Origin of the sequence: Vallitalea guaymasensis (assembly GCF_018141425.1) — a bacterium.
GTDB lineage: Bacteria > Bacillota > Clostridia > Lachnospirales > Vallitaleaceae > Vallitalea > Vallitalea guaymasensis.
Genome location: NZ_CP058561.1, coordinates 5,542,734 through 5,567,222 on the forward strand (window position 1 = coordinate 5,542,734; position 24,489 = coordinate 5,567,222).

General features: G+C 29.8%; 24 protein-coding genes. 6 read left to right on the forward strand and 18 right to left on the reverse strand.

The annotated features are described in order from the left end of the window. Nucleotides 1–252: 252 nt before the first annotated feature. Nucleotides 253–1,155 (reverse strand): phosphate butyryltransferase, encoded by a 903-nt coding sequence (locus HYG85_RS23890; RefSeq protein ID WP_212691723.1) that lies wholly within the window; start codon nucleotides 1,153–1,155, stop codon nucleotides 253–255. Between the two features lie 63 nt (nucleotides 1,156–1,218). Continuing rightward, nucleotides 1,219–2,298 carry a butyrate kinase gene (gene buk / locus HYG85_RS23895; RefSeq protein WP_212691724.1) on the reverse strand — a complete coding sequence of 360 codons (1,080 nt, stop codon included), beginning with the start codon at nucleotides 2,296–2,298 and terminating at the stop codon, nucleotides 1,219–1,221. Nucleotides 2,299–2,682: 384 nt separating this feature from the next. Between buk and HYG85_RS23900 the strand changes: the two genes are divergently transcribed. Beyond that, on the forward strand, nucleotides 2,683–4,932 hold the full coding sequence (locus HYG85_RS23900; RefSeq protein WP_212691725.1) for a helix-turn-helix domain-containing protein: 2,250 nt from the start codon (nucleotides 2,683–2,685) through the stop codon (nucleotides 4,930–4,932). 75 nt (nucleotides 4,933–5,007) lie between these two features. On the opposite strand, the gene HYG85_RS23905 is transcribed toward HYG85_RS23900, so the two are convergent. The 5 genes from HYG85_RS23905 to HYG85_RS23925 all read right to left on the reverse strand — a co-directional run bounded on the left by HYG85_RS23905 (nucleotide 5,008) and on the right by HYG85_RS23925 (nucleotide 10,112). Beyond that, the gene (locus tag HYG85_RS23905; protein ID WP_212691726.1) at nucleotides 5,008–6,186 is read right to left on the reverse strand and encodes a D-alanyl-D-alanine carboxypeptidase family protein; all 1,179 of its coding nucleotides are present in this window, start codon (nucleotides 6,184–6,186) and stop codon (nucleotides 5,008–5,010) included. Nucleotides 6,187–6,296: 110 nt separating this feature from the next. Then, nucleotides 6,297–7,622 carry a pyrimidine-nucleoside phosphorylase gene (locus HYG85_RS23910; RefSeq protein ID WP_212691727.1) on the reverse strand — a complete coding sequence of 442 codons (1,326 nt, stop codon included), beginning with the start codon at nucleotides 7,620–7,622 and terminating at the stop codon, nucleotides 6,297–6,299. A gap of 66 nt (nucleotides 7,623–7,688) precedes the next feature. Continuing rightward, nucleotides 7,689–8,855, reverse strand: a complete 1,167-nt coding sequence (locus tag HYG85_RS23915; protein ID WP_408647997.1) for a phosphopentomutase — start codon at nucleotides 8,853–8,855, stop codon at nucleotides 7,689–7,691. A gap of 368 nt (nucleotides 8,856–9,223) precedes the next feature. Beyond that, a complete protein-coding gene (locus HYG85_RS23920; protein ID WP_212691729.1) occupies nucleotides 9,224–9,427 on the reverse strand; it encodes a hypothetical protein in 204 nt (67 codons plus the stop codon). Nucleotides 9,428–9,506: 79 nt separating this feature from the next. Further along, nucleotides 9,507–10,112: a TetR/AcrR family transcriptional regulator gene (locus HYG85_RS23925; RefSeq protein WP_212691730.1), complete on the reverse strand. Its 606-nt coding sequence runs from the start codon at nucleotides 10,110–10,112 to the stop codon at nucleotides 9,507–9,509. Nucleotides 10,113–10,522: 410 nt separating this feature from the next. Between HYG85_RS23925 and HYG85_RS23930 the strand changes: the two genes are divergently transcribed. Beyond that, nucleotides 10,523–11,068, forward strand: a complete 546-nt coding sequence (locus tag HYG85_RS23930; protein ID WP_212691731.1) for an NADH peroxidase — start codon at nucleotides 10,523–10,525, stop codon at nucleotides 11,066–11,068. A 104-nt stretch (nucleotides 11,069–11,172) separates the two neighbouring features. Here the strand turns inward: HYG85_RS23930 and HYG85_RS23935 are convergent, their stop codons facing one another. The 4 genes from HYG85_RS23935 to HYG85_RS23950 form a co-directional block, all read right to left on the reverse strand. Further along, the gene (locus HYG85_RS23935; RefSeq protein ID WP_212691732.1) at nucleotides 11,173–11,526 is read right to left on the reverse strand and encodes a hypothetical protein; all 354 of its coding nucleotides are present in this window, start codon (nucleotides 11,524–11,526) and stop codon (nucleotides 11,173–11,175) included. A gap of 174 nt (nucleotides 11,527–11,700) precedes the next feature. Further along, nucleotides 11,701–11,937 (reverse strand): DUF2642 domain-containing protein, encoded by a 237-nt coding sequence (locus tag HYG85_RS23940; RefSeq protein ID WP_193774687.1) that lies wholly within the window; start codon nucleotides 11,935–11,937, stop codon nucleotides 11,701–11,703. A gap of 769 nt (nucleotides 11,938–12,706) precedes the next feature. Further along, entirely contained in the window at nucleotides 12,707–12,988 is a 282-nt protein-coding gene (locus HYG85_RS23945) for a hypothetical protein (protein WP_212691733.1), read from the reverse strand. 120 nt (nucleotides 12,989–13,108) lie between these two features. After that, nucleotides 13,109–13,471, reverse strand: a complete 363-nt coding sequence (locus HYG85_RS23950; protein WP_212691734.1) for a hypothetical protein — start codon at nucleotides 13,469–13,471, stop codon at nucleotides 13,109–13,111. Between the two features lie 351 nt (nucleotides 13,472–13,822). Here HYG85_RS23950 and HYG85_RS23955 point away from each other — a divergent pair, with 351 nt between their 5' ends. Continuing rightward, nucleotides 13,823–14,575, forward strand: a complete 753-nt coding sequence (locus HYG85_RS23955; protein ID WP_212691735.1) for a hypothetical protein — start codon at nucleotides 13,823–13,825, stop codon at nucleotides 14,573–14,575. 21 nt (nucleotides 14,576–14,596) lie between these two features. Here HYG85_RS23955 and HYG85_RS23960 read toward each other — a convergent pair whose 3' ends face one another. Together HYG85_RS23960 and HYG85_RS23965 are read right to left on the reverse strand one after the other, a co-directional pair. Next, the gene (locus HYG85_RS23960; RefSeq protein WP_113674856.1) at nucleotides 14,597–15,016 is read right to left on the reverse strand and encodes a YjdF family protein; all 420 of its coding nucleotides are present in this window, start codon (nucleotides 15,014–15,016) and stop codon (nucleotides 14,597–14,599) included. A gap of 186 nt (nucleotides 15,017–15,202) precedes the next feature. Then, nucleotides 15,203–15,676 (reverse strand): hypothetical protein, encoded by a 474-nt coding sequence (locus tag HYG85_RS23965; RefSeq protein ID WP_212691736.1) that lies wholly within the window; start codon nucleotides 15,674–15,676, stop codon nucleotides 15,203–15,205. 190 nt (nucleotides 15,677–15,866) lie between these two features. Here HYG85_RS23965 and HYG85_RS23970 point away from each other — a divergent pair, with 190 nt between their 5' ends. From HYG85_RS23970 to HYG85_RS23980, 3 genes are all read left to right on the forward strand, one after another. Continuing rightward, the gene (locus tag HYG85_RS23970) at nucleotides 15,867–16,268 is read left to right on the forward strand and encodes a hypothetical protein (protein WP_212691737.1); all 402 of its coding nucleotides are present in this window, start codon (nucleotides 15,867–15,869) and stop codon (nucleotides 16,266–16,268) included. Nucleotides 16,269–16,450: 182 nt separating this feature from the next. Further along, complete coding sequence (locus tag HYG85_RS23975) at nucleotides 16,451–16,996, forward strand: sigma-70 family RNA polymerase sigma factor (RefSeq protein WP_212691738.1); 546 nt, start codon at nucleotides 16,451–16,453, stop codon at nucleotides 16,994–16,996. Then, the gene (locus HYG85_RS23980; protein WP_212691739.1) at nucleotides 16,993–17,649 is read left to right on the forward strand and encodes a DUF4367 domain-containing protein; all 657 of its coding nucleotides are present in this window, start codon (nucleotides 16,993–16,995) and stop codon (nucleotides 17,647–17,649) included. Before HYG85_RS23975 ends, HYG85_RS23980 begins: the two co-directional genes overlap by 4 nt. A gap of 85 nt (nucleotides 17,650–17,734) precedes the next feature. Here HYG85_RS23980 and HYG85_RS23985 read toward each other — a convergent pair whose 3' ends face one another. The 5 genes from HYG85_RS23985 to HYG85_RS24005 all read right to left on the reverse strand — a co-directional run bounded on the left by HYG85_RS23985 (nucleotide 17,735) and on the right by HYG85_RS24005 (nucleotide 24,481). After that, nucleotides 17,735–18,766, reverse strand: a complete 1,032-nt coding sequence (locus HYG85_RS23985) for a uroporphyrinogen decarboxylase family protein (RefSeq protein ID WP_212691740.1) — start codon at nucleotides 18,764–18,766, stop codon at nucleotides 17,735–17,737. Between the two features lie 2 nt (nucleotides 18,767–18,768). Further along, nucleotides 18,769–20,349 (reverse strand): response regulator, encoded by a 1,581-nt coding sequence (locus tag HYG85_RS23990; protein ID WP_212691741.1) that lies wholly within the window; start codon nucleotides 20,347–20,349, stop codon nucleotides 18,769–18,771. Further along, nucleotides 20,334–21,845, reverse strand: a complete 1,512-nt coding sequence (locus HYG85_RS23995; protein WP_212691742.1) for a sensor histidine kinase — start codon at nucleotides 21,843–21,845, stop codon at nucleotides 20,334–20,336. The genes HYG85_RS23990 and HYG85_RS23995 overlap by 16 nt, the downstream gene beginning before the upstream one ends. Before the next feature lie 65 nt (nucleotides 21,846–21,910). Further along, the gene (locus HYG85_RS24000) at nucleotides 21,911–22,900 is read right to left on the reverse strand and encodes a substrate-binding domain-containing protein (protein WP_113674848.1); all 990 of its coding nucleotides are present in this window, start codon (nucleotides 22,898–22,900) and stop codon (nucleotides 21,911–21,913) included. Nucleotides 22,901–22,957: 57 nt separating this feature from the next. Then, complete coding sequence (locus HYG85_RS24005) at nucleotides 22,958–24,481, reverse strand: sugar ABC transporter ATP-binding protein (RefSeq protein ID WP_244971258.1); 1,524 nt, start codon at nucleotides 24,479–24,481, stop codon at nucleotides 22,958–22,960. Between the last annotated feature and the right edge of the window lie 8 nt (nucleotides 24,482–24,489).

Consider the following 24,489-nt stretch of genomic DNA (forward strand, 5'->3'; position numbering starts at 1 on the left):
GAACATTATACACTTTTTTACCATATATAGTAATTTATACCTACATTATTTTACATTTCAAAAAATATAATAACTAATTATATACTTCAATTTTTTTCCATAAATAGATACACTATTTTATAATTTATTATTATATTATTAATTTTATTACTTATTTTTTTATAGGTTTGGACAAATAATTGAGCATAAAAAATGTCCTTACTAAGTAAGAACATTTTTCATCAACCTGTTTATTCAATTATTTAATCAAAGCTATTCAGAAGTCATTAACATAGCTAATGCGATAGAATTTATTTTAGATATTTCAGTATCGGCTCTTGATGTTACAACAATAGGTACCTTTGCACCTACTATAACACCAGCCGCTTTAGCATTAGCTAAGAAAACCAATGATTTATATAATACATTTCCTGCTTCAATAGAGGGCACTATCAAAATATCTGCTTTTCCTGCAACTGGGTTATCAATTTTTTTATGATTAGCAGCTTCTACTGATACAGCATTATCCAGAGCTAGAGGACCTCCTACAATACAATTATGTATTTCCCCTCTTTTATTCATTTCTTCAAGTTCTTTTGCATCAACTGTGGCTTGCATTTTTTCATTAACTTTTTCTTTTGCACATAACATAGCAACCTTGGGTTCATTAATACCTATGCTCCTAGCTACAATAACAGAATTGTCAATTATCTGCTTTTTAGTCATTAGGTCTGGTTCAATATTCATTGCTGCATCAGATATCAATAATACCCTCTCATATCCCGGTATATCCATAACACCAACATGGCTTAATACTCTACCCGTTCTTAGATTAGCTTCTTTGTTCAAAACAGCTTTTAAAATGACAGCAGTATCAATGATACCTTTCATCACCATATCAGCTTCTTTATCTGTTACCTTTTTTACAGCGATATTGCATGCTTCTACTTTATCCTTTTCATCAATTATCTCTACATCTTCAACATTAAAATCTATCTGTTTTGCAATCTTGAGTATCTCTTCTTTATCCCCTACAAGAATAGCCTTAATTATTCCTTCTTCAATTGCCATCTTCACAGAAATCAAAACATCTATATCTTGAGCTACAGCAACCGAAAGCACTTTAGGTTCTTTTGTTTTGGCTAACTTCATTATATCTTCAAATTTACAAACCATCCAACCAATCCTTTTTATACTGATTTTTATATTTTACATAGATTATTGCAAATATTCAATAGCTTATTTGAATAATTTTGCTGTTTCTTCACCTGTAAGTATACGAAGTCCACCTTCTGCTAAGGCTATCAATTCATCTTCACCTGGAAAAACTTCAAATTCACCTAAAAAATTAATTTTCTTCCTTAATTTTTCACTGAACATCTTTGAATAAGCAATACCTCCAGTTAGAATTATCATATCATAATCACCCATTAAAACAGTGGCCATTGCTCCTATGGCTTTTGCAACTTGATATACCATTGCTTCATATATAAGAATTGCTTTTTCATTGCCTTTCTCTATCATCTCTTGAACAACTCTTACATCATTTACACCAAGATAACTAACTATACCACCTTTACCAGCTAACAACTTTTTGATTTGCTGTTTGGTATATTTCCCAGAGAAACACAAATCAACCAAATCACCTGTAGGTAATTCACCTGATCGTTCTGGTGAAAATGGTCCATCTCCATCCAGTGCGTTATTAACATCTATTACTCTTCCTTTTTTATGTGCACCAACAGATATACCTCCACCTACGTGTGCTATAATAAAATTACACTCTTCATATCTCTTTCCTATTTTTTTAGCAGCTCTTCTAGCAACCGCCTTTTGATTAAGGGCATGGAACATACTAATTCTACTAGTACCTTCTAACCCTGTAATTCTTGCAACATCGTCCATCTCATCTACACAAGGTGGATCAACCATATATGCTTTTATGTCTAGCTCTTTAGCAATGTCATTAGCAATAAGACCTGCTAAATTACATGCATGACCTTTTTGAATAGCACCTTCTCTTAGAGCTTCAATCAACTTATCTTCCAATAGATATGTACCACCTTCAATAGGCTTAAGAATTCCACCCCTACCTACAATAGTACTTAAACTAGATAATTCAATCTGTCTTTTTTCAAGAGCACTTATTATTGCATCTTTACGGAATGTATATTGGTCTAATATTGTATCAAATACTTCAAGTTCTTTTGTAGAATGTCTAAGTGTTTCTTCAAATAATTGTTGCTCATTATCAAATACTGCAATCTTTGTAGAAGTTGACCCTGGATTTATTACTAATACCCTTAATTTGCTTTCCATATTAGATACCATTTCCTTTCATATTTCATGTCTATAGATTAACACCATTGGACTTTTTTCTCGGTGCTCATTTTGGTTAAATGATAACCTTTTTTTGTCAACTTTTAATAGCAATAATTCATATGTCAATTATTATACCCTATAATGTACTTTTTTTGCACTATATATTATTGACTTTTTAGTAAGATAAAGATACTATTAAGGTAAGATTATTAAGTTAAGAAATAGGTGCTATATATTGATTATATCAATAATTAAGGAGGATTTTTTTATTATTATAAGGTATTATTTTTGAACTTTAATTTACTAAAAATTTATTAATATGAGTTCATAATATTTAGTCAAATGATTATTTAATATATTTAATAAAGAAGGCGATTGATTATGAATACGAAATTTGAAATTATTAAGCATAGTGGTAATTTACCTTTTAGTATTTTTTTACATGAGAGCAAACGTGTATATCCTATGAATTGGCATAAAGAAATAGAAATTCTATTTGTGCTGAAAGGTTCTGTACGCGTTAAAATAAGAGATTCCAGTTACATCGTTCATCAAGACAATATTATTCTAATAAACAGTTATGAGATGCACGAAATCACTCCCTTAGGAGACGATATAATAATCTTAGTGTTTCAACTAGACCCTTATTTCTATCAAAAATATTATCAAGGTTTTACGGAAGTCGTTTTTCATATGAATTCGACTATGTTAAACAAAGATTCCAACACCTATAATACCATAAAAGAAAATCTAGTCATCATGATGTGGTACAGGTTAAACAAAGAAAATACATATCAGATAAAACTTTTGAAACAATCTTTAGCCCTAGTTGAATTATTGCTAAGAAATTTTAAGAAAACTATGATTAATGAAAGAAATCATAATGACAGATCACAGCAAAGATTAATATCAATTATTGAAAATATAAATAAGAATTATAATAAAAAACTTACACTATCACAAATTGCTGAGCAAGAATACATAAGCATCCACTATCTATCCAAGTTTTTCAAAAACAGGGTTGGTATAGGGTTTAATAAGTATCTTAATCTTTTTAGGCTCAATAAATCCATGAATGATTTACTTAATTCAAATAAGATGATTATTGATATCGCTCTGGAACATGGTTTCTCCAGCGTTAAAGCTTATACAAAATTATTCAAAGAAACTTATAAAGAGACTCCTAGTGCTTTTAGGAAAAAATATTTATCGGATATATCACCCAAGAAAAAAAATACATCTGTCACCTTTAATAGCAGAACCATATTACATAATTATATACAACTTCTGGCAAAAGATTTTTTATCAGGCAACCTTAATCAAGTATATTATCTTACTGTAAATATGCTCAATAGAAGTATAGATACCCTTCAAAAAGAGAATATACTACAAATCAGCACCCCTAGCAATGGTATGGATACTATACTAAAAAATAGTCTTGAAGCTATAACTAACGAACTTAATATTGATTATGTTAGATTTGGTAATATTTTTGACAAAACAATAAATTTCATGAATGAAGATAAGAGTCTGAATTGGTTTTATATAGATAATTTATTAGAACTACTAATTAATACCGGGGTAAGACCTTTTATAAAGCTTTCTTATAATGAAAAGTTTTACACCCTAAAGCAATGGAACATTATTGTAGAAACTTTCATTAATCATTGCCTAGAAAAATTCGGGATATATCAAGTGAGCAGCTGGAAGCTAGAGATAAGTTGTGAATCAGCTTATTATGATAAGTTTATCAATCTTTATAATAATGTTATCAAAAAGTTGATAAACAATTATAAAGACCTTAAGATAGGCATTCTAATTAATCTAAATAAATATTTCACAGCTGAGAATGTTTTAGACAATTATAATTTTTCTAAGCTTGACTTTATAACTATTGAGATTAACGATAAATACTATTGGAAAAATTCTAAGACAATTAATGAGATTGTGGAATGGCTGAAAAGCAGACATATCCATACATACATATATCAAAATAGAACTGTAAATGAACTATATGATACTTGTTTTATTTCTAATTATTTCGTATATAATCATTTGCATATATATAAGAGCGCCAACTTGATTGTACCACTTATTGATCCTATGGTTAATTCTAAAATATTTAGTGGGAAAGATAGTCTATTGACTTTCAATGGTCTTAAGAAGCCCCTCTACAATACATATTATTTATTAGATAAAGTAAAAGGTGAAATTATAGACCAGGGAGAATATTATATTGTGGTTAAAAATCGTGATAGATATTATATACTCCTGTATTATTACAGCCAGGAAATAGGTAATATGTTTAATTACAGCAAAGACCTTAATTATAATTCTTTTTCAAAAAAAACATCAAATAGTATTTCTACAATCGTTTATGTTAATTTAAAATTAACGGAAGGAGATTATAAGGTTAGGACTTATCTGTTAAATCAGGAGAATGGTTGTATCTTTAGTGAATGGCTAAACATGGGTTCGCCAATAGAAATGGATAAAGAAGATATGAACTTTCTTAAAAGCAAAGAAAACATGAGGATTAGTGTTAATAATATATATACCAAAGATTCCTTGCACCTTGAAAGTTCAATCAGGCTAAATGAAGTTAGATTGATTGAGGTAATCAAAAAATAAACCAAAAAGGCTTTTCATAATATAATTGAATATATTAGGAAAAGCCTTACTATTATTTGAAATATTGCTAGATTCTTAGTGAAAAAACATTTTTAGAATTTTACCTAGATAAAACCCTAATGTAGCTTTAGGAACTTCATTTGCAGCTACTAGGTCAACTCTACCTACTTCTTTTTCACCGCATTTATACACTATTTCCCCTATTTTATCACCAATAGCAATAGGAGCTTCAACAAATTCTTCTACTTGAATATCATTAGTTATTTCTTGCTGCTCTTTACTATCTAAAATGCAACTGAAATCTTCAGCTCCAACACAGTCAATGCTATCAAGTGTTCCTTTTTTTACTGGAACATTAGCTAATGTCTTATCTTTTATGGCATCCTTATACATTTTGCAATTTGCAAATCCATAATCTAACATCTTCATTACTTCTCTAAAACGTTCTTTATGATTAGGGGTTGCCATTACAACAGCTATCAAATTCAAGCCATCTTTGTTGGCAGTTCCAGATAAACAGTATTTAGCTAAACTTGTAGAACCTGTTTTCAAACCAGTAGCATATTCTGGATACCATTTCAATAATTTGTTGGTACTTGTTAACTCACTTATTTCTTCTCCATCTTTTCTCTGATGAACTATCTTATCCATCCATATTTTAGTTAAATCATATACCTGTGGATATTTAGTTGTAAGTTCTTTTGACATTATTGCAATATCATATGCACTAGTTAAATGACCATCTGCATCAAGTCCGCATGCATTAACGAAATTAGTATCTTTCATACCTAATTCTTTTGCTTTGGCATTCATCATATTAACAAATTCGCCTTCTGTTCCGGCTATATGCTCTGCCATAGCTACTGCTGCATCGTTACCTGAAGCAACAGCGATACCTTTTGCTAATTCTTTTACTGGTTGAACTTCATTAGTTTCCAAGAAAATAGTAGATCCCCCGAAACTAGAAGCATGTTCACTTACAACTACTTCATCTTCCCATCCTATTTTACCATTCTCAAGAGCTTCATACATTAATAGTAATGTCATGATTTTGGTTATACTTGCTGGTCTTAATCTTTCATGGGAATTTTTTTCATATAATATTTTACCTGTTGTTGGTTCCATTAATATAGCTGATTTGGCTGTTAACTCTAACTTGTCTTTTGGTTCTTCCTCAGCATGTACATATACATTAAATGTACCTCCCATAAATAAAGCTAGAGAAAGTAAATAACAAAATATTCTTTTCTTCATTTATTGCTCACTCCTTCTACTCACATAATCTTTTACTAAAGGAACTGCTATATATAGTTCAATTATCTTACTATTAGAGTAAGCTTTTAGAAGAAATTTATACCTTTTTTCTAACTGGTAATTATTCCATCTTTGGTAATTATTCCCTTAATAAATTTAGTCTCTTTTGGTTTTCCATCTGAAAACTCATATGCAGTCAAAGCTTTTTCTTTTGCAAGTTTAATTTTTTGTTGGTCGTTTCCGTGGATATATGCTAAAATATCACCTTCTGAAACTTTATCTCCTACTTTTTTCTCAATGACTATACCGACACTAAGATCAATAATACTTTCTTTTGTTTCTCGTCCACCACCAAGAATCATGGAGGCTACGCCAATCTCATTTGCTTCAATGTGACTCACATATCCTGATCTATCTGCTTTTATTGGCTCTGTAATACTAGCTTTTTTGAATAAATCTGTATTATCAACAAACTCTTCATTTCCACCTTGTGCACGAACCAATTCTTTTAATTTTTCAATGGCTGTACCACTACTGATTGTCTGTTCCAGTAATTTTCTTCCTTCTTCTGCTGTTTTGGTCTTTCCAGCAGCTTTAACCATGAAACTGCCAAGTGTTAAGCATAATTCAAGTAAATCCTTTGGTCCATTACCTCTTAATGTTTCTATGGCTTCTATGACTTCCAAACTATTACCGACTGCTCTTCCTAATGGTTGATCCATATCTGATATAATAGCTGCTACGTCTCTATCTAATCCTGTACCGATATTCACCATTTCCTTAGCAAGTTCAAAAGCATCTTCTTCCTTTTTCATAAATGCACCGCTACCAGTTTTAACATCTAGAACTATAGCATTTGCCCCAGAAGCAATCTTTTTACTCATAATACTACTAGCAATCAATGAAATATTATCCACTGTTGCAGTTACATCCCTAAGTGCATATAACTTTTTATCGGCAGGAGCTAAATTAGCTGTCTGACCAGCTATTGCTATCTTAATTTTATTTACATTATTAACAAAAGTGTCTTTTTCAACTTTTGTACTAAATCCATCAAATGCTTCAAGCTTATCAATGGTTCCACCTGTATGACCTAGACCTCTACCTGACATCTTAGCAACTGGAATTCCTAATGCTGCTACCATTGGCGCAATGACTAAAGTAGTTTTATCTCCTACTCCGCCTGTACTGTGTTTATCAACTTTTATTCCATCAATATCAGATAAGTCTAGCATCTCGCCACTTTTAGCCATAGCTAGTGTCAGTACTGATGTTTCTTTCTCGTTCATACCTTTAAAATATATAGCCATCAATAGTGCAGATACTTGATAATCTGGTATTTTCCCCTCTGTATAACCATTAACAAAATATTTTATTTCATCCTCTGAAAGCACCATACCTAATTTTTTCTTTTCTATTATATCATACATTCTCATGATTACATCATCCCTTCTATGACGAAAATTGGTTCATAATGTAGCAGTTAACATTTAATGAATTAACTATCTTTTAATATCCTTTAAAAAACTTTCACCTATTTCAAGTTGTTTTACATCTAAAATTTCTGCTATCGTCTGTCCAATATCTGAAAATGTTTTTCTAGTCTTTAAATCAGCATTATTCTTAAGTTCTTTTCCATAAGCCAAGAAAGGTACATATTCTCTTGAATGATCTGTACTTGGTGTTGTTGGATCACAGCCGTGATCAGCATTAATCATCAGTACATCTGTATCTTTCATGTTCTTAATAATCTCTGGAAGTCTCATATCAAACTCTTCCAAACCTTTTGCATATCCCTCTACATTATTTCTATGTCCCCATTTAGAATCAAACTCGACTAAATTAGTAAATATTAAGCCTTTGTTATCCTTGTTCATATATTCAATGGTTTTGTCCACACCATCCATATTATCTTTAGTATGAATAGCTTCTGTTATACCTTTACCTGAAAAGATATCTTCTATTTTACCTACTCCTATAACATCTTTTCCACTCTGTTGTAGAATATCAAGTAAAGTATCTTTTGGTGGTACCAAAGAAAAGTCTCTTCTATTAGCAGTTCTATAAAATGATCCTGGTTCACCTAGAAAAGGTCTAGCAATTACTCTTGCAACAGCATGTTCATTAGATAATATTTTTCTAGCCTCTCTACACATATCATACAATTTTTCTATTGGTATTATATCTTCATGAGCTGCAATTTGAAAAACACTGTCTGCTGAAGTATAAACTATAGGACGTCCTGTTTCCATATGTTCCTTACCTAATTCCTCTAGTATTGCAGTTCCTGAAGCAGGTTTATTACCTAATATTTTTTTACCAACATACGCTTCAAATTTATCAGTGACTTCCCCAGGAAATCCATCTGGATAAGTTGGAAACGCTATAGGAGAATAGATACCAACCATTTCCCAATGACCAATAGTTGTATCTTTTCCGTTAGATAATTCACCGATCCTACCATAAACACCTTCTGGCTCTTCTACTTTTTCTAAATTAACCATTCCTTCTATATTTGCTAGTCCAAGTTTTCTCATATTAGGCACGTCTAATTTTAGTTGTTTTGCAATATTACCTATAGTATTGCTTCCTCTGTCACCGAATTTGTCTGCATCTGGTAATTCACCCATACCTACGCTGTCTAAAATTATCCATATTACTCTGTTTATCATAATAAAAACCTCCTTATTATATTAATTATAAATATTATTTAACATCTATTGTAGATATAAAATCTACTCTAAATTAATTATATAATACAGATAATGACTTATAAACGACACATGTCTGTTTTTTAATTAAAAAGCATATTGAGATAATACATGTTTTAGAAAACTTTAATACAAAAGAAAAAACATTGCCATAGTATATTATACCAAATTTTTCATATATAATCATGAAAATTTTTTTAAAACTATATCATAGCAATATCCAAAGGTATTACACCACATAGTTTAAACAAATTTGTAGTAAGAAAGTTTACTACAATAAAAAATGCTGGAATAAATCAAATATCCAACATTTTTATAATATAATACTATTTATTTAGCAACACTATACCTATGATTGCTATAATCACAAAACATATAAATAAGAATACACTTGCTCCTTTTTCACCAAATATTCTTCTAAAATATTTTATTTTATAAGTATCCCATACTAGTTCAGGTCTTTTTACACTAACATATAAGATAAATAAAGCATAGAAAATTAATAATAGTCCAATTACGACACCCCACACAAGTAGTCCCCCATTAACCTATTTTATACATGTTTATGCCTGATATATTAAATATGTTACCTAAAAACATTATAAAAAACTATCTATAGAATGCTAATCTAAGAATATCGATGTATTCATCTATTTCTGTTGATATCTTATCAAAATCTATTAATCCATCTGTCTGGAATTTTTTTAGATTTTCATCGCCATATTTTTCAAAAGTCCATTTAATAATATTTAGAGCTTTTACTGGATCAATATCTTCCATGAATTTTGTATAATCAATATCTTGAAAGTATATCTTTGATAATAGATTACTTACTCTCTCTTCTTTCATTATTTCTTCAACACTCTTGTATTCTAACATAATATTGAAAAAGTGGAAAATACGTGGATATTTCCTGGATACTTTCATCTTTATCATAAAAATCTCCTTCAAACGATCAAATATGTCCATTTCTTCCCAATTGACTTTCTCATTAATTTCATTTATCATGACTTCAAAACTATAATTTATCAAGAAGTCAAATAATCCTTGTTTGTTGCTAAAATAATGAAATAATAATCCTTTTGAAATATTAGCATTGGCTACAATATTATTAGTAGATGCTTTTTCATATCCATATTTACTAAATTCTTCCATAGCACTATTTATTATCTTATTTTGTTTTTCTTTTTTAATCTTATTAAATGCTTCATACATAATTACCTCTCCTATATATCACAAAATACCTTTAACATGTTAATATAATTATATATCTATTGACCATAATAGTCAATTAAGTATATTAAAATTTACATAGTCAAAAGACTAGTAACCTAACGGCTACTAGTCTCTATCATATATTACTTATAAATGTCCTTTCACCCTAACCACACCTTTCATTTAAGACTTCTGTCATAAATCATGATGTAAAATGGCAAATATTCACTTACAAGTATTGCGAGTAACAATTACTCACAAAATTATATTACCCTTACTGCAAAAAAATATTCAAATTTATTTTTTATTTTATATTGACAACCAATTTTTTTATGTTATAATATTACCATAAGATAATAATTATCCACTAACAATTATTATCAATATAAATTCCAAGGAGGATATTAGATATGAAAAAATATGTTTGTACAATTTGCGGTTATGTTCACGAAGGAGATAGTGCACCAGAGAAATGTCCACAATGTAATGCACCAGCTAGTAAGTTTGTAGAACAAGATGATACAGAAATGACTTGGGCTGATGAACATAGAATTGGAGTAGCTAAAGATGTTGACCCAGAGATCTTAGAAGGTCTTAAAATGAATTTTACAGGAGAATGTACTGAGGTTGGTATGTATCTTGCTATGGCTAGACAAGCAGATAGAGAAGGTTATCCTGAAGTTGCTGAAGCTTACAAGCGTATTGCTTGGGAAGAAGCAGAACATGCAGCAAAGTTTGCTGAATTATTAGGTGAAGTTGTAACAGCTGACACTAAAACTAATCTTCAAATGAGAGTTGATGCAGAACATGGTGCTTGCGCTGGTAAAAAAGATATTGCAACAAAAGCGAAAAAATTAGGCTATGATGCTATTCATGATACAGTTCATGAAATGTGCAAAGATGAAGCTAGACATGGTATGGCTTTCAAGGGATTACTTGATAGATACTTTGGATAAGAATAATATGAAGCCCCAAACCTTTATTTTATAAGGGTTAGGGGCTTTTTTTAATCACAATTTTTATATGTTTTTGATTATTTTCTAAAATACAATTTATATTTCTAATCTAAATGTATATATCTATATCCTACCTCAACTTCATTTAAATAAAATTGAACAATTGCATGGTCTGCATTCCAAGGTATTCTATCATAAATTTTAAATCTATCCACTTGTTCCCTATAGTATGCTTTAGTTTTTAAATATGTATCATTTCCATCATAATATTTTATAGCAATGATGCAATCCTTGCCCCCTATACCTGATATTGATGCTACAATATCATTATCATTTTGATAAGCATAACAATCAACATCGTTTGCATTAGCAGCATATACAACTCCTTCGTGCGTGAACATAATTCCTAGTAATAAGCATAAAATCAATACTTGTTTTGCAAATACTTGTTTTTTCATTATTTTTTTCCTCCTTTTATTATTTAATACAATAAGAAGTATATGCCTTTTTAGTAAAAAAGTCTGTCAATTATTAGTAATAGAATTCGCAAAAAAGAACAAGCATTATGACTTGTTCTACAAAATTATACTTAATCTTTATTTTTATATTAATGAATAATTGAAGTTGAGATTTTATTCAGAAATAGGCATTACAAAGACAATCTGTTGAATACGAACAAAAACAGGTTGATCATCTTCCCGTTCCTTTAAGACTATATGATCTGGTTTTACATCAACTAGCGTTCCTTGAATAGCTCCTCTAAGTGTATCTACGAGTATTCTGTTTCCAATTACTGTTTGTAAAGTTTGAACTACATATGGATCAACTAAAGTAACTGTATCCATAGGAAATTCATTACGATTATTCATTTCATTAATAAACATTTAGAGCCTTGTTTCCTTTCTTGACATATTATAATATATTATATGTAATATCCTTATACAGTTTACATTATATATTAAAAGATTCACTTATAATTTATGAGGAATATACCTTAGGTTTATAATCGTCATCAATACTAAATGTTAAAAAATTTTCTATCATCTATATTAAGTTTAATTAACAAAAGAAAAGGTAAACTAAGTTTAATTATATTTTTATATAATCATATTGTTATACGATAGAATTAAATAAATCGAATATAATATTATACTTATAATAGTAATACCTAAAAACTCTTTTAATTTTATTTTTATTCGTCTAGTCAAATAATATATAAAAAGTAACATCGGATAAAATACTATAAACCATAACAAATCATTTAAAATGATTATACACCCCTTCCAACTATAATTGGGTAAATTAATATTAGTATATATGAAAAAGCTTAATCCTCTTTATTATAATCATCGTTTCCGTATCCTTTTTTCTTTAAATTATATAAGTATATTTTATATATAATATATGCTACTAATGAAGCTGGAAAGCTTATGCAAAAAAACAAATCATATGTTTTTAATCTTGATTCCATTCCTCTTGTATACCCTTGACCTTCATAATAGTCATTTAAGCAACCAACTATAATACCTAATACTACAATTATTATTGATATTACTATTTTGTAAGTTAAACTTATTTCCTTATTGGAGAAAAATATAACGATATTAATAATAATTAATAAATATGGGCTTTTATATACTAATCAGTGCTTTTATCTTTGTTCTCTCTATACAATACATATCCACTTAGTAATGTTCCTGCACCACCTATTAAAGATAAGACTACCCCAACAGTTCTAAAACTGGATGTGTAAGCTTCAATAATCATATAAAATCTTTGAGTATCCATACTCCCACTTTTACTTAAAATACTTTCTCCTATTCCTTCTCCTATCCCTGGTGCACATAATATTAAAATAACTCCAACTATAAATAGTACTAATAAAATTTTTGAGTATTTTACTACCTTTTTTTCATTCATTACCCATTCCCCTTTCATAGGCTAAATATACTTTTAACTATGCTCTAGTTAACTAATCTTAATTTACAATAATATTACTTCATTACCCCTTTGACATAAATATGAATACTTGTAAAAAAGCTAATTAAATATATGATAATCTTTTTTTAATATAATCACTATAGATAAAATAATAAATGTCACAATAAAGTTAAAATCAAATACATAAAAAGCTAATAAAACTAATAATATACCTACTGATAATTTTACGATATTTATTTTATTATCATCATCAATATATTTTGGCATAATTGTATACCAATATAAAAATATAATAATTGTTTTAATAGCTACTCCTGTAATTGCTCCTGATAAATAGATTAGTTTTTCTATAGTTCCTGCTTCAGGTATTTGTAATATTAATATTATAATAATAACTAAAAAGTATAGAAATAATAATACATTGCTGAATTCATTCTTAAATGAATTATTGTTACATGTCATTTTATTCACCCTAATTTTTTAATAACCTTAAATATTAACTAAATGTAATTTTAATCTACATTATAACACATTTCCCGACATATGTTAACAGATAATTAAATAATAAGAAAAAAAGGAACCTGTCTTTAATTAAAAAATATTACACTATTTATACATAAATTTCTTATTGCTATTATCCCCTCAATAATATAAAATACACTAGAGGTGATTATCTTCTAATCAGCAATCCGTTCTAATACTTAATGGTTTTACTAGTATATTATGTTTTTTTAACGCATATAGAGCCCATAAAAAATATAAAAATATGATGTAATCCTACTTACAACTTTGATATACTAAAGGAGGACAATTATGAATAGATTCATGTACAATGTAGTTTTTTATCTATTTACTATAATAATAATTATCGCACTGCTAATGACAGGATTAAACCCTTTAATTGCATGGATATTAACAGTAATTTTAGTAATGACCTTATATCTTGTAATAAGTCTCTATAGACACAAGAAAAGAATCAATCTATTAGATGAAGATTGTGACCCTGAAGCCTTTTTGGCGCAAACAGCTAAACAAAGAAAAATAACTGGAAGAAATAAAAGAGTAAGTACTTTCTTTGATATTGACGAAGCTGCTGGTTTAATGTGCTTAGGAAAATACCAGGAAGCTGCCTCTATCTTAGATTCAGTAGATAAATCACGCCTATCAACCAAAAACGGTATTCAACTAGTCTATTATATTAATCTAATAGGATGTTACTATGAGTTAGGCGAAAAAGAAAAAGCTGAAGAATTATTTGATAATAAGATAAGTACACTATCACCAATTAACAAACGATTGGTTACTGCAACTGAGATTGTGATAATAGAGAGATATTATGCCAATGAAGATTACCAACATGCAAAAGAAAAATTATCTTTAATATTAAAAGCTCCTTATCTTTCCAAACGTCAAAAACTATCTCTATTATATATCTTAGGCTTAATTAATAAGCAAGAAGGTAATATAGAAGATGCAAATAAAAATTTTCAATACGTTATAGATAATGGCAATAAATTAGCAATTGTGGAAAAATCAAAACTACACATTCAAGAGGCAAATGACTAATAATCATTTGCCTCTGTTTGTTTAATGTCCTCTTTTTTTCTGTTTCTTCTTAAGTTGCTTTTTATCATATTTAACTTTTTTAAGCTCTTCTTTTCTATCTTTAGAAAGTTTTTTTCTCTGAACTTTATTAGACTCTCTTTCGGCGTTGATGGCTCGTTGAGCTTTTGTGCCTATGCCTACATCGTTGATTTCCTTTTTTATTAGTCTTTGCATCCTTTTAGGACTTATTTTTTTACTTGCATCAGATGATTTTTTTGTATCTTTCATATGCCTAGAAAAGTTTAAGTTATAAAACTCTCTTGATATAATATCATAGATTTCATAATCCTTTGGTTCACTTCCAAATAAATATTTGCATGCTGAATAGTTACCATCAACATTTTCTTCAAAGATACCTATCCAAAAAGAGTCTTTAAATAATACCGTTAACTTAATTTCCATGATAATTCCCCCTGTAATATTATTATGAAGAATGGACAACCCCAGGGGGGGCAGGTTACTGATATCATATAAGATACGTTTGGACTACCAACCAAAACTGTGTTTTTATCTTCAATATTTTACTTCATAAATATATTTTACTCAATATTCCTAAAATGTCAAAATGTAGATTTAGAATTATCAATCTTAATCGTAGTAATTTTCTTGGAAAACACAAACTGATTCAAAATATAAATTTTGAATCTCATCAAGTTGATTTTCTTCATCTAATTCTTGAAATTCTTCGCTATTAATCATCTCATATTCAAAAATGGAAGGTCTCCATAATCCTATCCCTAATGTTTTAAAGCTATAGGAGTAACCTAGTTCCTCATCTGTTTCATCATATTTACCATACTCTGATATGTACTTAACCAACAACTTTGCTTCTGTACCAAAAAGGTCAACTCCATTAAAAAGTACGAAATGAGTATCTGCAATAGAGTTAGGTACTTCAATAAAAACTACTTTATCGTTATCATATTCAATATGATAATCACCTATCCATTCAATTGTTTCCTGCTTCTTAGGCATACCCAAGATACTATAGACTTCTTCTCTATTCATTCCAATTTTAATTCTTCCAATACTTTGACGTGGTATTACTTTTAATATTTTCATACTATTATTATCCTCCTCTAGTGATACAGATTAACAATTTATTTATAAAATGTCAATTATTATAATTTATTGTGAGTGAAAACTACATTTGGATTGTATATTTATATGACAGGCAAAGTTAACCCCAAAATATTGCGTACGAATATTTTAACTGACTATGTCTTAATAAAAAATAAAAGGATGATGAATAATGAAAAATAAAATAGGTAAATTAAAAGGAATGACAATAGTAGGACTTATGGCACTGACTCTATCAACTTCAGCTTTTGCAGCAGAAACAGATCCTTATGCTAACGACAAGGATTTACAAGATATATTTAAAGTATATGAAGAAGCTCCAGATAATGGTATGCTTCTAGCTCCTAATCCTTACGCTGATGAATTGGAAGCAGAAACTGACCCTTATGCTGATGATAAAGAATTACAAGATATATTTGAACTCTATGAGGAAGCTCCTGATAACGGGATGCTTCTAGCTCCTAATCCTAATATTGTAGATAAAGAAATTGAGGATAATAATACAACCGTTTTGAATTCAATAGGTACATTTTTCAATGGTATTTTCAATTGGTTTATGGGTATATTGGGTTAGGCAAAAATAATATCTAGTAATATAAATGTTAACGTAATGGATTATAAAACATCTCTTTGATAATAATATTAATCATGAATTTAAGTTTTTATATTTAAATTCATGATTTTTTGTTAAAATAAGTGAGTGAAAATAATTTTTCCATTGTATATATACATAAAGCCTTTTAGAAGGGAGAAAAAATGGAAGATAATACTATAATTTTATTACTAAAAACTGATGCCTCACAAGGTTTATACGAAGCTACTAAAAAATATGGTGGACTTGTTAAAGGGATATGTATAAAGATACTCCATAATCGTGTAGAAGATATAGAAGAATGTATAGCAGATACTTTTGTTAGTCTATGGAAAAATGTTAATTCTATTGACTTTAATAAAGGGGCATTAAAAGGTTATATTGCTTCTATAGCAAGAAACACCGCAATTAATCGTTATAATAAATTAAAGCGTGAACAAACTGATTATATTCAGAACAATGATTTTGTATCTGAAGAAGCCTTAGAAGATGAAATAGCAAGAAAATCTGATTCAGTCATTTTGCAAGAACTTATAAGCAATATGGGTGAACCAGATAAAGAAATATTTATCAGAAGATTTTTCCTGTTTGAACGAGTTAAAGATATAGCTAACAGATTGCAATTAACAATCAAAACTGTTGATAATAAGCTTTTCAGAGGAAAACAAAAGCTAAAAAAACAACTTATAGAAAGGGGTATAACACTATGAAAGACAATGATACTAACTCAAATGATAATCTATTAGAGTATCTAGATGAAATGGAGATATATTCTGTGGAACTGAGCAAAGACGAATTACAAAAAATTCATAAATTGGAATTAGAAAAAATAAAATCTAAGAAAGCAAAAGTATCAAAAAGATTTTTCAACTGGAAAATAGCATCTGGTCTTGTTGCTGCCTGTTTTGCATTAGTATTAAGCATAAGTATTTCTGTTCCAAAGATTATTGAACATATAGATCAGCCTACAAAAATTGCAAATCCTTATATTGAATATAATGATGTAGCCACTGCTATAGAAGAATTAGGCTATGACGCTATGGTGCCTGCTAAAATGCCTGAAGAGTATACTCTCTCTAATATAGTATTAATAAATGATACAATATTATCTATTGACTATGAAACTGCTTCAGAAAAAATAAATTATAGGACTTCTGAAGGTACTGAAGATATTAGTGGTGATTTTACAAATTATGAAAATGTTAAACAAATCCAAATAGATAATAATGATATCACTATTAAAGGTAACGATGACAAGATTCATCTAGCATCATGGAAACACAACAATCAATCATTTTCTATATATTCAAAACAAGGTCTTTCCCAAAAACAAGTAATTAGCATCATAGAAAATATAGAATAAGTTTATTGGGGCTGTCTCACAATACATTTTTATTGATATTAAGATTCGTAAGATGAAATGTATTATGGTACAGCCCCTTATTTAACTAATACTTCCCTTTTTCCTTAACAGTATTCACAAAAGCTCTGATATTAGCTTCTGATGTGATATCTGGTAAAGCACATCCTGCCCCAATTATTATATTACCGTCTTTAAAAATCTCAAGAACATTTTCAGTTTCTCTAATTACTGTACTGGTATTACCAAAAGCAAAAACTCCTGATGGATCAATCGGTCCAGACATAACCGATTTACCTTTTAATATATCATGTGCCCTTGTTTTATTTGTTTTATAATCAACCTCGATACCAGCAAATCTTACATCAGCCACATCAGGTAAAATATTATCAAGATTACCACATATATGACATATACATTTTGTCTTATCATCCATTAGGTCATTTCTAAGCTTTCTATGATATGGATTAGCATAAGTCATATACATATCCCTAGAAATCAAATCGGGACCACATGAACTGTCACCAAAACTTGTAATATCTGCTCCAGCATCTTTGATTAGCTTATGAAAAGTCAAATGCACATCATAACATTTATCAATCAACTTAATTATGTACTCTTGTCTGTCTTCATCCATCAAATCCATAAGGAAACTTTCCATACCATAGATTAACATGGCTAGACTATAAGGTCCTTGGTCAGCATTTCCTCGTATAAGTATTTCACCACCAACTTGTTTTCTCATAAGTCTTATAGCCTCAAGATATATCTGTACCCTTTCATCAGCTATCAACCTTTCAGGAGTAACCTTAGCAAAGATCTCATTGAAATCCTTACCCGCTGGTCCAATCACTCTTGCTGGTTCATCGTCAGGAAAATCAACTAATGCTCCCATAGCATGAGCCTCAATAGCAGTATCTATGTCTGTCAAAATACCATCCAATCCGTATTTAATGGCCGCATCAACAAATACCTTTGATATTACTCTAGGGTCTGATCTAAATTCTTTCATGGTATATCCAAACTCTTTGGATGCTGACATAAAATTATGCAACATCATCGGAACCCTATCAGGCTTTTCACCATTGAGAACTTTCATAATTCTCTCATATCCGTTCATATCTATTCCTCCGTGTTTTTCTCATATTGCATATTTTTGTATTCTGTAGGAGTTATTCCGACTATCTTTCTAAATATCTTAGAAAAATAATTCTGGGTATTGAATCCTGTTTTATATGTTATTTCCTTGATATTATATTGACTATTAGAAAGCATTTCCTTCGCTTTATTGATACGTGTCTCTGCAACTATATCCGTATAATTCTTGTTAGTATGCTTTTTAAGTATTTTACTTAGATAATAAGGACTAATCTTCAGTTTTTCCGCTACATAATCCAAAGTAATATTCTCGGCATAATTATTATTAATAAATTCTATAGCTTCTAAAACTATAGTCTTGGAGCTTGTGACATTCTTAGTATCATTAATTTTAACAATATAGTTCTGCATACGAATAATCATCCAATACCTTAATTCCTTAGCATGCGATAGTTCAGTTATCTCTTCCAATATAGACGTTAGTTCATAACTTACTTCCTTATTCCCTATAATATCTGTCAGATTTTTATCCAATAAAACCATTAATTTATATACTTTATCTTTTATTGATGTTTCATTACTTTGATATGTTGAAGATAATTCACCTAAAAATGTATCAACCATTTTTATTGTAGATTTAATATTTCCCTTGCAAATGTTATCGTAGAATTTTATTGACCAATCATTAATATCTATTTTATTTGTTACTATACTCTTATCTATACTATCATAATGAATATAATCTTTATCCAGTGTTTCTGCTGTTCTCAATGCTTCTACAGCTTCAATATAAGATTCTTTTAGACCTTCACTGGTATAATGGACATTACCTGTGCCTATTACAAGCTTCCTCATGTCACTACCATCCATAGTATTTTTAATATACATAGCAACTTCATTAATATATTTCTCTTTTTCATTTTCATTTTCGTAATCAGAACATGGGATAAAGAATATAATCATACTGTTTATATGAGCACCAATGCTTTTGATACCAATGCCTAATAGGCTCTTTCTTATTCTATTAACCATCATTTCACTTATGGTTTTCCCAATTACAGCCATACAAAATCCACTGCTCAGATTTACTTCAAAGAACCCTAGAAGTTTATTAAGCTCTTTATCATTACAACCAGATATAATGGTATAAACAGTGTCATTTTCTACAATAGGTTTTATAGCTTCTACTCTATTTTGCAAAACAGTATTAACATTTCTTTTATCATGTTCATTATCCAGTTTATTGATAATATTCTTGATAGAATCAACTAGAACATTTATCTTTGCAGGTTTTACTATAAAATCTTCTGCTCCAAGCTTCAATGCTTGTTGGGCATATTCAAATTCATTATATGAAGATAGTATTAAAAACTTAACGAAAGGAAGTTTTTTCTTGATCTCTTTGATAGCATCAAGTCCTGTAAGTCCAGGCATCTTTATATCCATGACAATTATATCAGGTTTGATTTTTGTACTAAGTTCAATAGCATCAAATCCATTAGAAGCCTTACCTGCCAAAATCAAATCTGTAATATTGTTTTTTATAACAAGCGCAAATGCTTCTCTTTCAATTGGTTCATCATCAACAATCATAATCTTATACATGACAATAATTCCTCCGAATTTGCAGTTAATGGTAAATTTATTGTAACAACAGTTCCGCACCCAGAACTACTTTCAATATTAAAAACCTTTTTCATGCCAAAAAACATCTCCAGACGTTTTTTCACATTGATTACTCCAATTCCAGAACTATCCTCATCATCTTTTTCAAAAGATAGAATACTATCTATTTTTTCACTATCAATTCCAATCCCATTATCTTCAACACTGATACAAATAACATCCTTAACCATAAATATATTAATACTTATCAAGCCATCACTTACCATGTTGTCAACTCCATGTACAATAGCATTCTCAACAATGGGTTGAATGATTAGAGCAGGCATTTTCACATTAGGTAAGTCTTTTTCACAATCTAGTTCAAATTTGATTCTTTCACCAAATCGCTTGCGTTGTATATATAAATAGTTCTTTAGGCACTGGATTTCACTATTAAGATCAGATACCTTACTACTTTTATCAATATTGTATCTAAGTAATTCTGTAGTAGCTTCCATCAATTCACAAGTTTTAGGCGCACTTTCAATATAAGCCATTTTGCTGATGATACTTAGAGTATTAAATAAAAAATGTGGATTCATTTGACTCTGTAGTGCACGCAATTCTGTTTCCCTTATTATATGCTGCATCTTTAGATTATCATTTTCTTGTTCCAACAATCGCCCTTGGAGTTTTGCTTTTTCCTGCATTTCTCTAACATAATATCCTAGACTTGAAGCCATCTTATTAAAAGCGTTAGCCAATATTTGGATTTCTTCTCCTCCACCTTTGATTTTCGGAATATTGTAATTACCGCGAAGAATTTTTTTGACACCTCTGACAAGTTGTCCTATAGGCTTGTTGATTCCACGTATAAAAAGAATTGAAAAAACAATACAGAAAATAATTATTATCAATATAATAATTGAAGTAGTATATCTTTGGGTCTGCCAATTAGCCTGTAAAGTTTCCCCACTAGCATTCATCTCATCTATTATTACATTGTAATATTTTATCATAGTTCTATTTATTAATTCATTGATATTAACGATTGTTTCATAATGAACAATATTATTTGAAAAACTATCTTCTAGAGCCAAATCTATTTTTTCTTTATATGTATCAAGCATATTGGATAACTTTTTATATTCCCATCTAGTATCTTCATCTACTGATGTAGATTGTAGATACTTTATCTTTCTTGAAGCTATAGAAATATTAACCAAATATTTATCCAGATCTTCTTTATCCTTGTTATAATAATAGCTTTTAATATGCTCTGTAGATTCATTGATATTACTATAAAAGCTATTTAGTGCATTGTACTTATTATACAGACTATTATACTCTCCAAAAAATGTTTTAAAATTGATGTTTGCAAGTAAGATACTACCTATTACTAGAATGAATACAATTGTAACATACAGAATCAATTTATTCTTAATACTATCAAATATCTTTAATCTTGATTTTAGTTTATGTACAATTGCATTCATGTCCATCACCTCAAATATTGTTTTAAGATAATTATAAGTCTATTGCTTATATCTAAGTCTATATATTATTTAAGATCAACTTTTTCTCTAAGAGCATCACCATATGTATCTACGTTTTCTTTAGTCACTATTATAGTACCAGCATCATTATGTACATTCTCTGGTGTCTTACCTTCTGTTACATGTTGATATAACCAATAGGTTGCTTGGTATCCATAATTATAAAATGAAGTTACTATAGTTCCATCAATCTCACCAGTTTTGACAAGGTCAAGGGTTTCTTCAACATCATCAACACCAAATACAGCCACTTTGTCTGAGAGCTCCATCTCTTGTACGACTTTAGCACATGCTGGTCCTGCTTCCGCCGCTAGATTAATGGCTACATTGATTTCTGGATATGCCTTGAATGTATTTTGCCATTCTGTTGTTGCTTTCATTTTATCTGATTTGGATTCTGCTCTATTAACTATACTATATCCTCCAGGATGGTTTTCAAATACTTTTTCTATAGCACTAATTTGATCTTGTGCTATCTTATAGTTAAGTGCAGCAACCATTACTCCAATATTCAATTTCGTATCTTTACCATATTTCTTTTGGGCAGCTTCTAATAGAAGTTCAGCTTGACGAGTCTCGTCCTTACCAAAATATGCTAACTTCTCAGCATCAGGAACATCTGAATCTACAATCAGTACTGGTATTCCTGCTTCTTCTGCTAGTTTTAGAGGTCCTGTAGGTACTAGACCTTGTGTTATTATTGCATCAGCTTTCTGTGCAATGGCTGTTTCAATAAGTTTTGCCATCTCTTCTGGTGATATGTTTTGTGGTCCTACCCAGTCACCTCTTATTCCAAGCTCTTCAACTGCCGCATCGAATCCCTCTTTAGCTATAAGCCAAATTGGATGTGCTAATAATGGAGACACATAAACAAAGAAAAGTTCATTGTCATTCTTATCTTCCTCTTTAGATGTTGTTTCTGACTTTTTACTACAACCACCCATCATTGCAACTATCATAGTCAACGATAATATTAACGCTAAAAATCTTTTCATAATTAAATTCTCCTTTGCTTTTATATTATAGCATGGATATGCTATTTTTAGAATATATTAAGTATTGGAAGCAGATCTCAATATCCTTACTTCGCTCAACTCTTTCTTAGGTATATCCTCCATGACTCTACCATTTGCTAGTACTATAACTCTGTCACATATCTCTATGAGCTCTGGTAATTCTGATGATATCATCACTATGCTAATACCTTTTTTAGCCAAGTCACCAATAAGCTTATATATTTCAGATTTGGTACCTACATCTATTCCTCGTGTAGGTTCATCAAGAAATAGAACTTTCAGATTGGTAATTAGCCATTTTGCCAATATAACCTTTTGCTGGTTACCTCCTGATAATGAAGTTATTAGAGTATCCATATTAGGAGCTTTCACTTGTAGTGCATCATAGTAGGATTTAGCCTTCTTGTTTTCCTCACTTTTATCTATGAATAATTTTTTGACCAACTTATCTATAATAGTTAAGGTCATATTCTCTTTGATACTCATTGAATATATAAAGCCATTTTTCTTTCTATCTTCTGTCAGCAATCCTATTCCATATGATTTGGCATCCCAAGGATTCTTAATATTGATTTCTTTATCTTCCATAAAGACTTTCCCTTGAATCTTAGGGATTACACCAAATATTGCATTAATCAATTCTGACCTTCCTGCTCCTACCAGTCCTCCAAGTCCTACAATTTCTCCTTTTTTCAAGGTAAAACTTACATCCTCAATAATATTTTTACCATAAGCATAAGGGTGAGGTACTTTAAAATTCTCTACTCTCATAATTTCTTCCCCTATACTCTTTTCAATAGTAGGATACATAACATCCAGTTTTCTGCCTATCATATCACTTATTATGTTTTCGCTATTGTAACCTTCACTCTTGAAATATGTATTTATATAACGACCATCTCTCATAACATCTATCCTGTCACACAACTCAAAGACTTCTGCTAATTTATGGGAAATATATATACATGATAATCCTTGTTTCTTCAAGGATCTTAATATAACCATAAGGTTTTTCGTTTCGCCCTCAGTAAGAACTGATGTAGGTTCGTCTAATATCAATATTTTTGGTTTTCTTACTAAGGCTCTTGCTATGCTGACTAATTGCTGCATTGATGGACTGAGACTCCTAACAGTCACGTTGACATCAATATTGGCTTTTAACATGTCTAGTGCTTCTTTTGCACATTCCTTAGTCTTTTTCCAATCAATAAAGCCTAAATTATTCTTGGGCAAACGTCCAAGCATGATATTTTCAGCTACACTCAAATCAAGTTCTAAATTCAATTCTTGATGAATCATAGCAATTCCAGCATTTTCAGAATCATGAGTAGCATAAAATTTACACTCATCTCCATTACATATAATTGTACCTTCATATTCTTTACATGAATAAGAACCACTTAGAACTTTCATTAGTGTTGATTTACCTGCTCCATTTTCACCCATTACAGCTAATATCTCATTACGATAAAGATTTATAGATACATCATCAAGGGCGATTGTGCCTGTAAATCTCTTTGTTATGTTTTTCATTGACAGTACAATATCTTGTTGTGACAATCAAAACG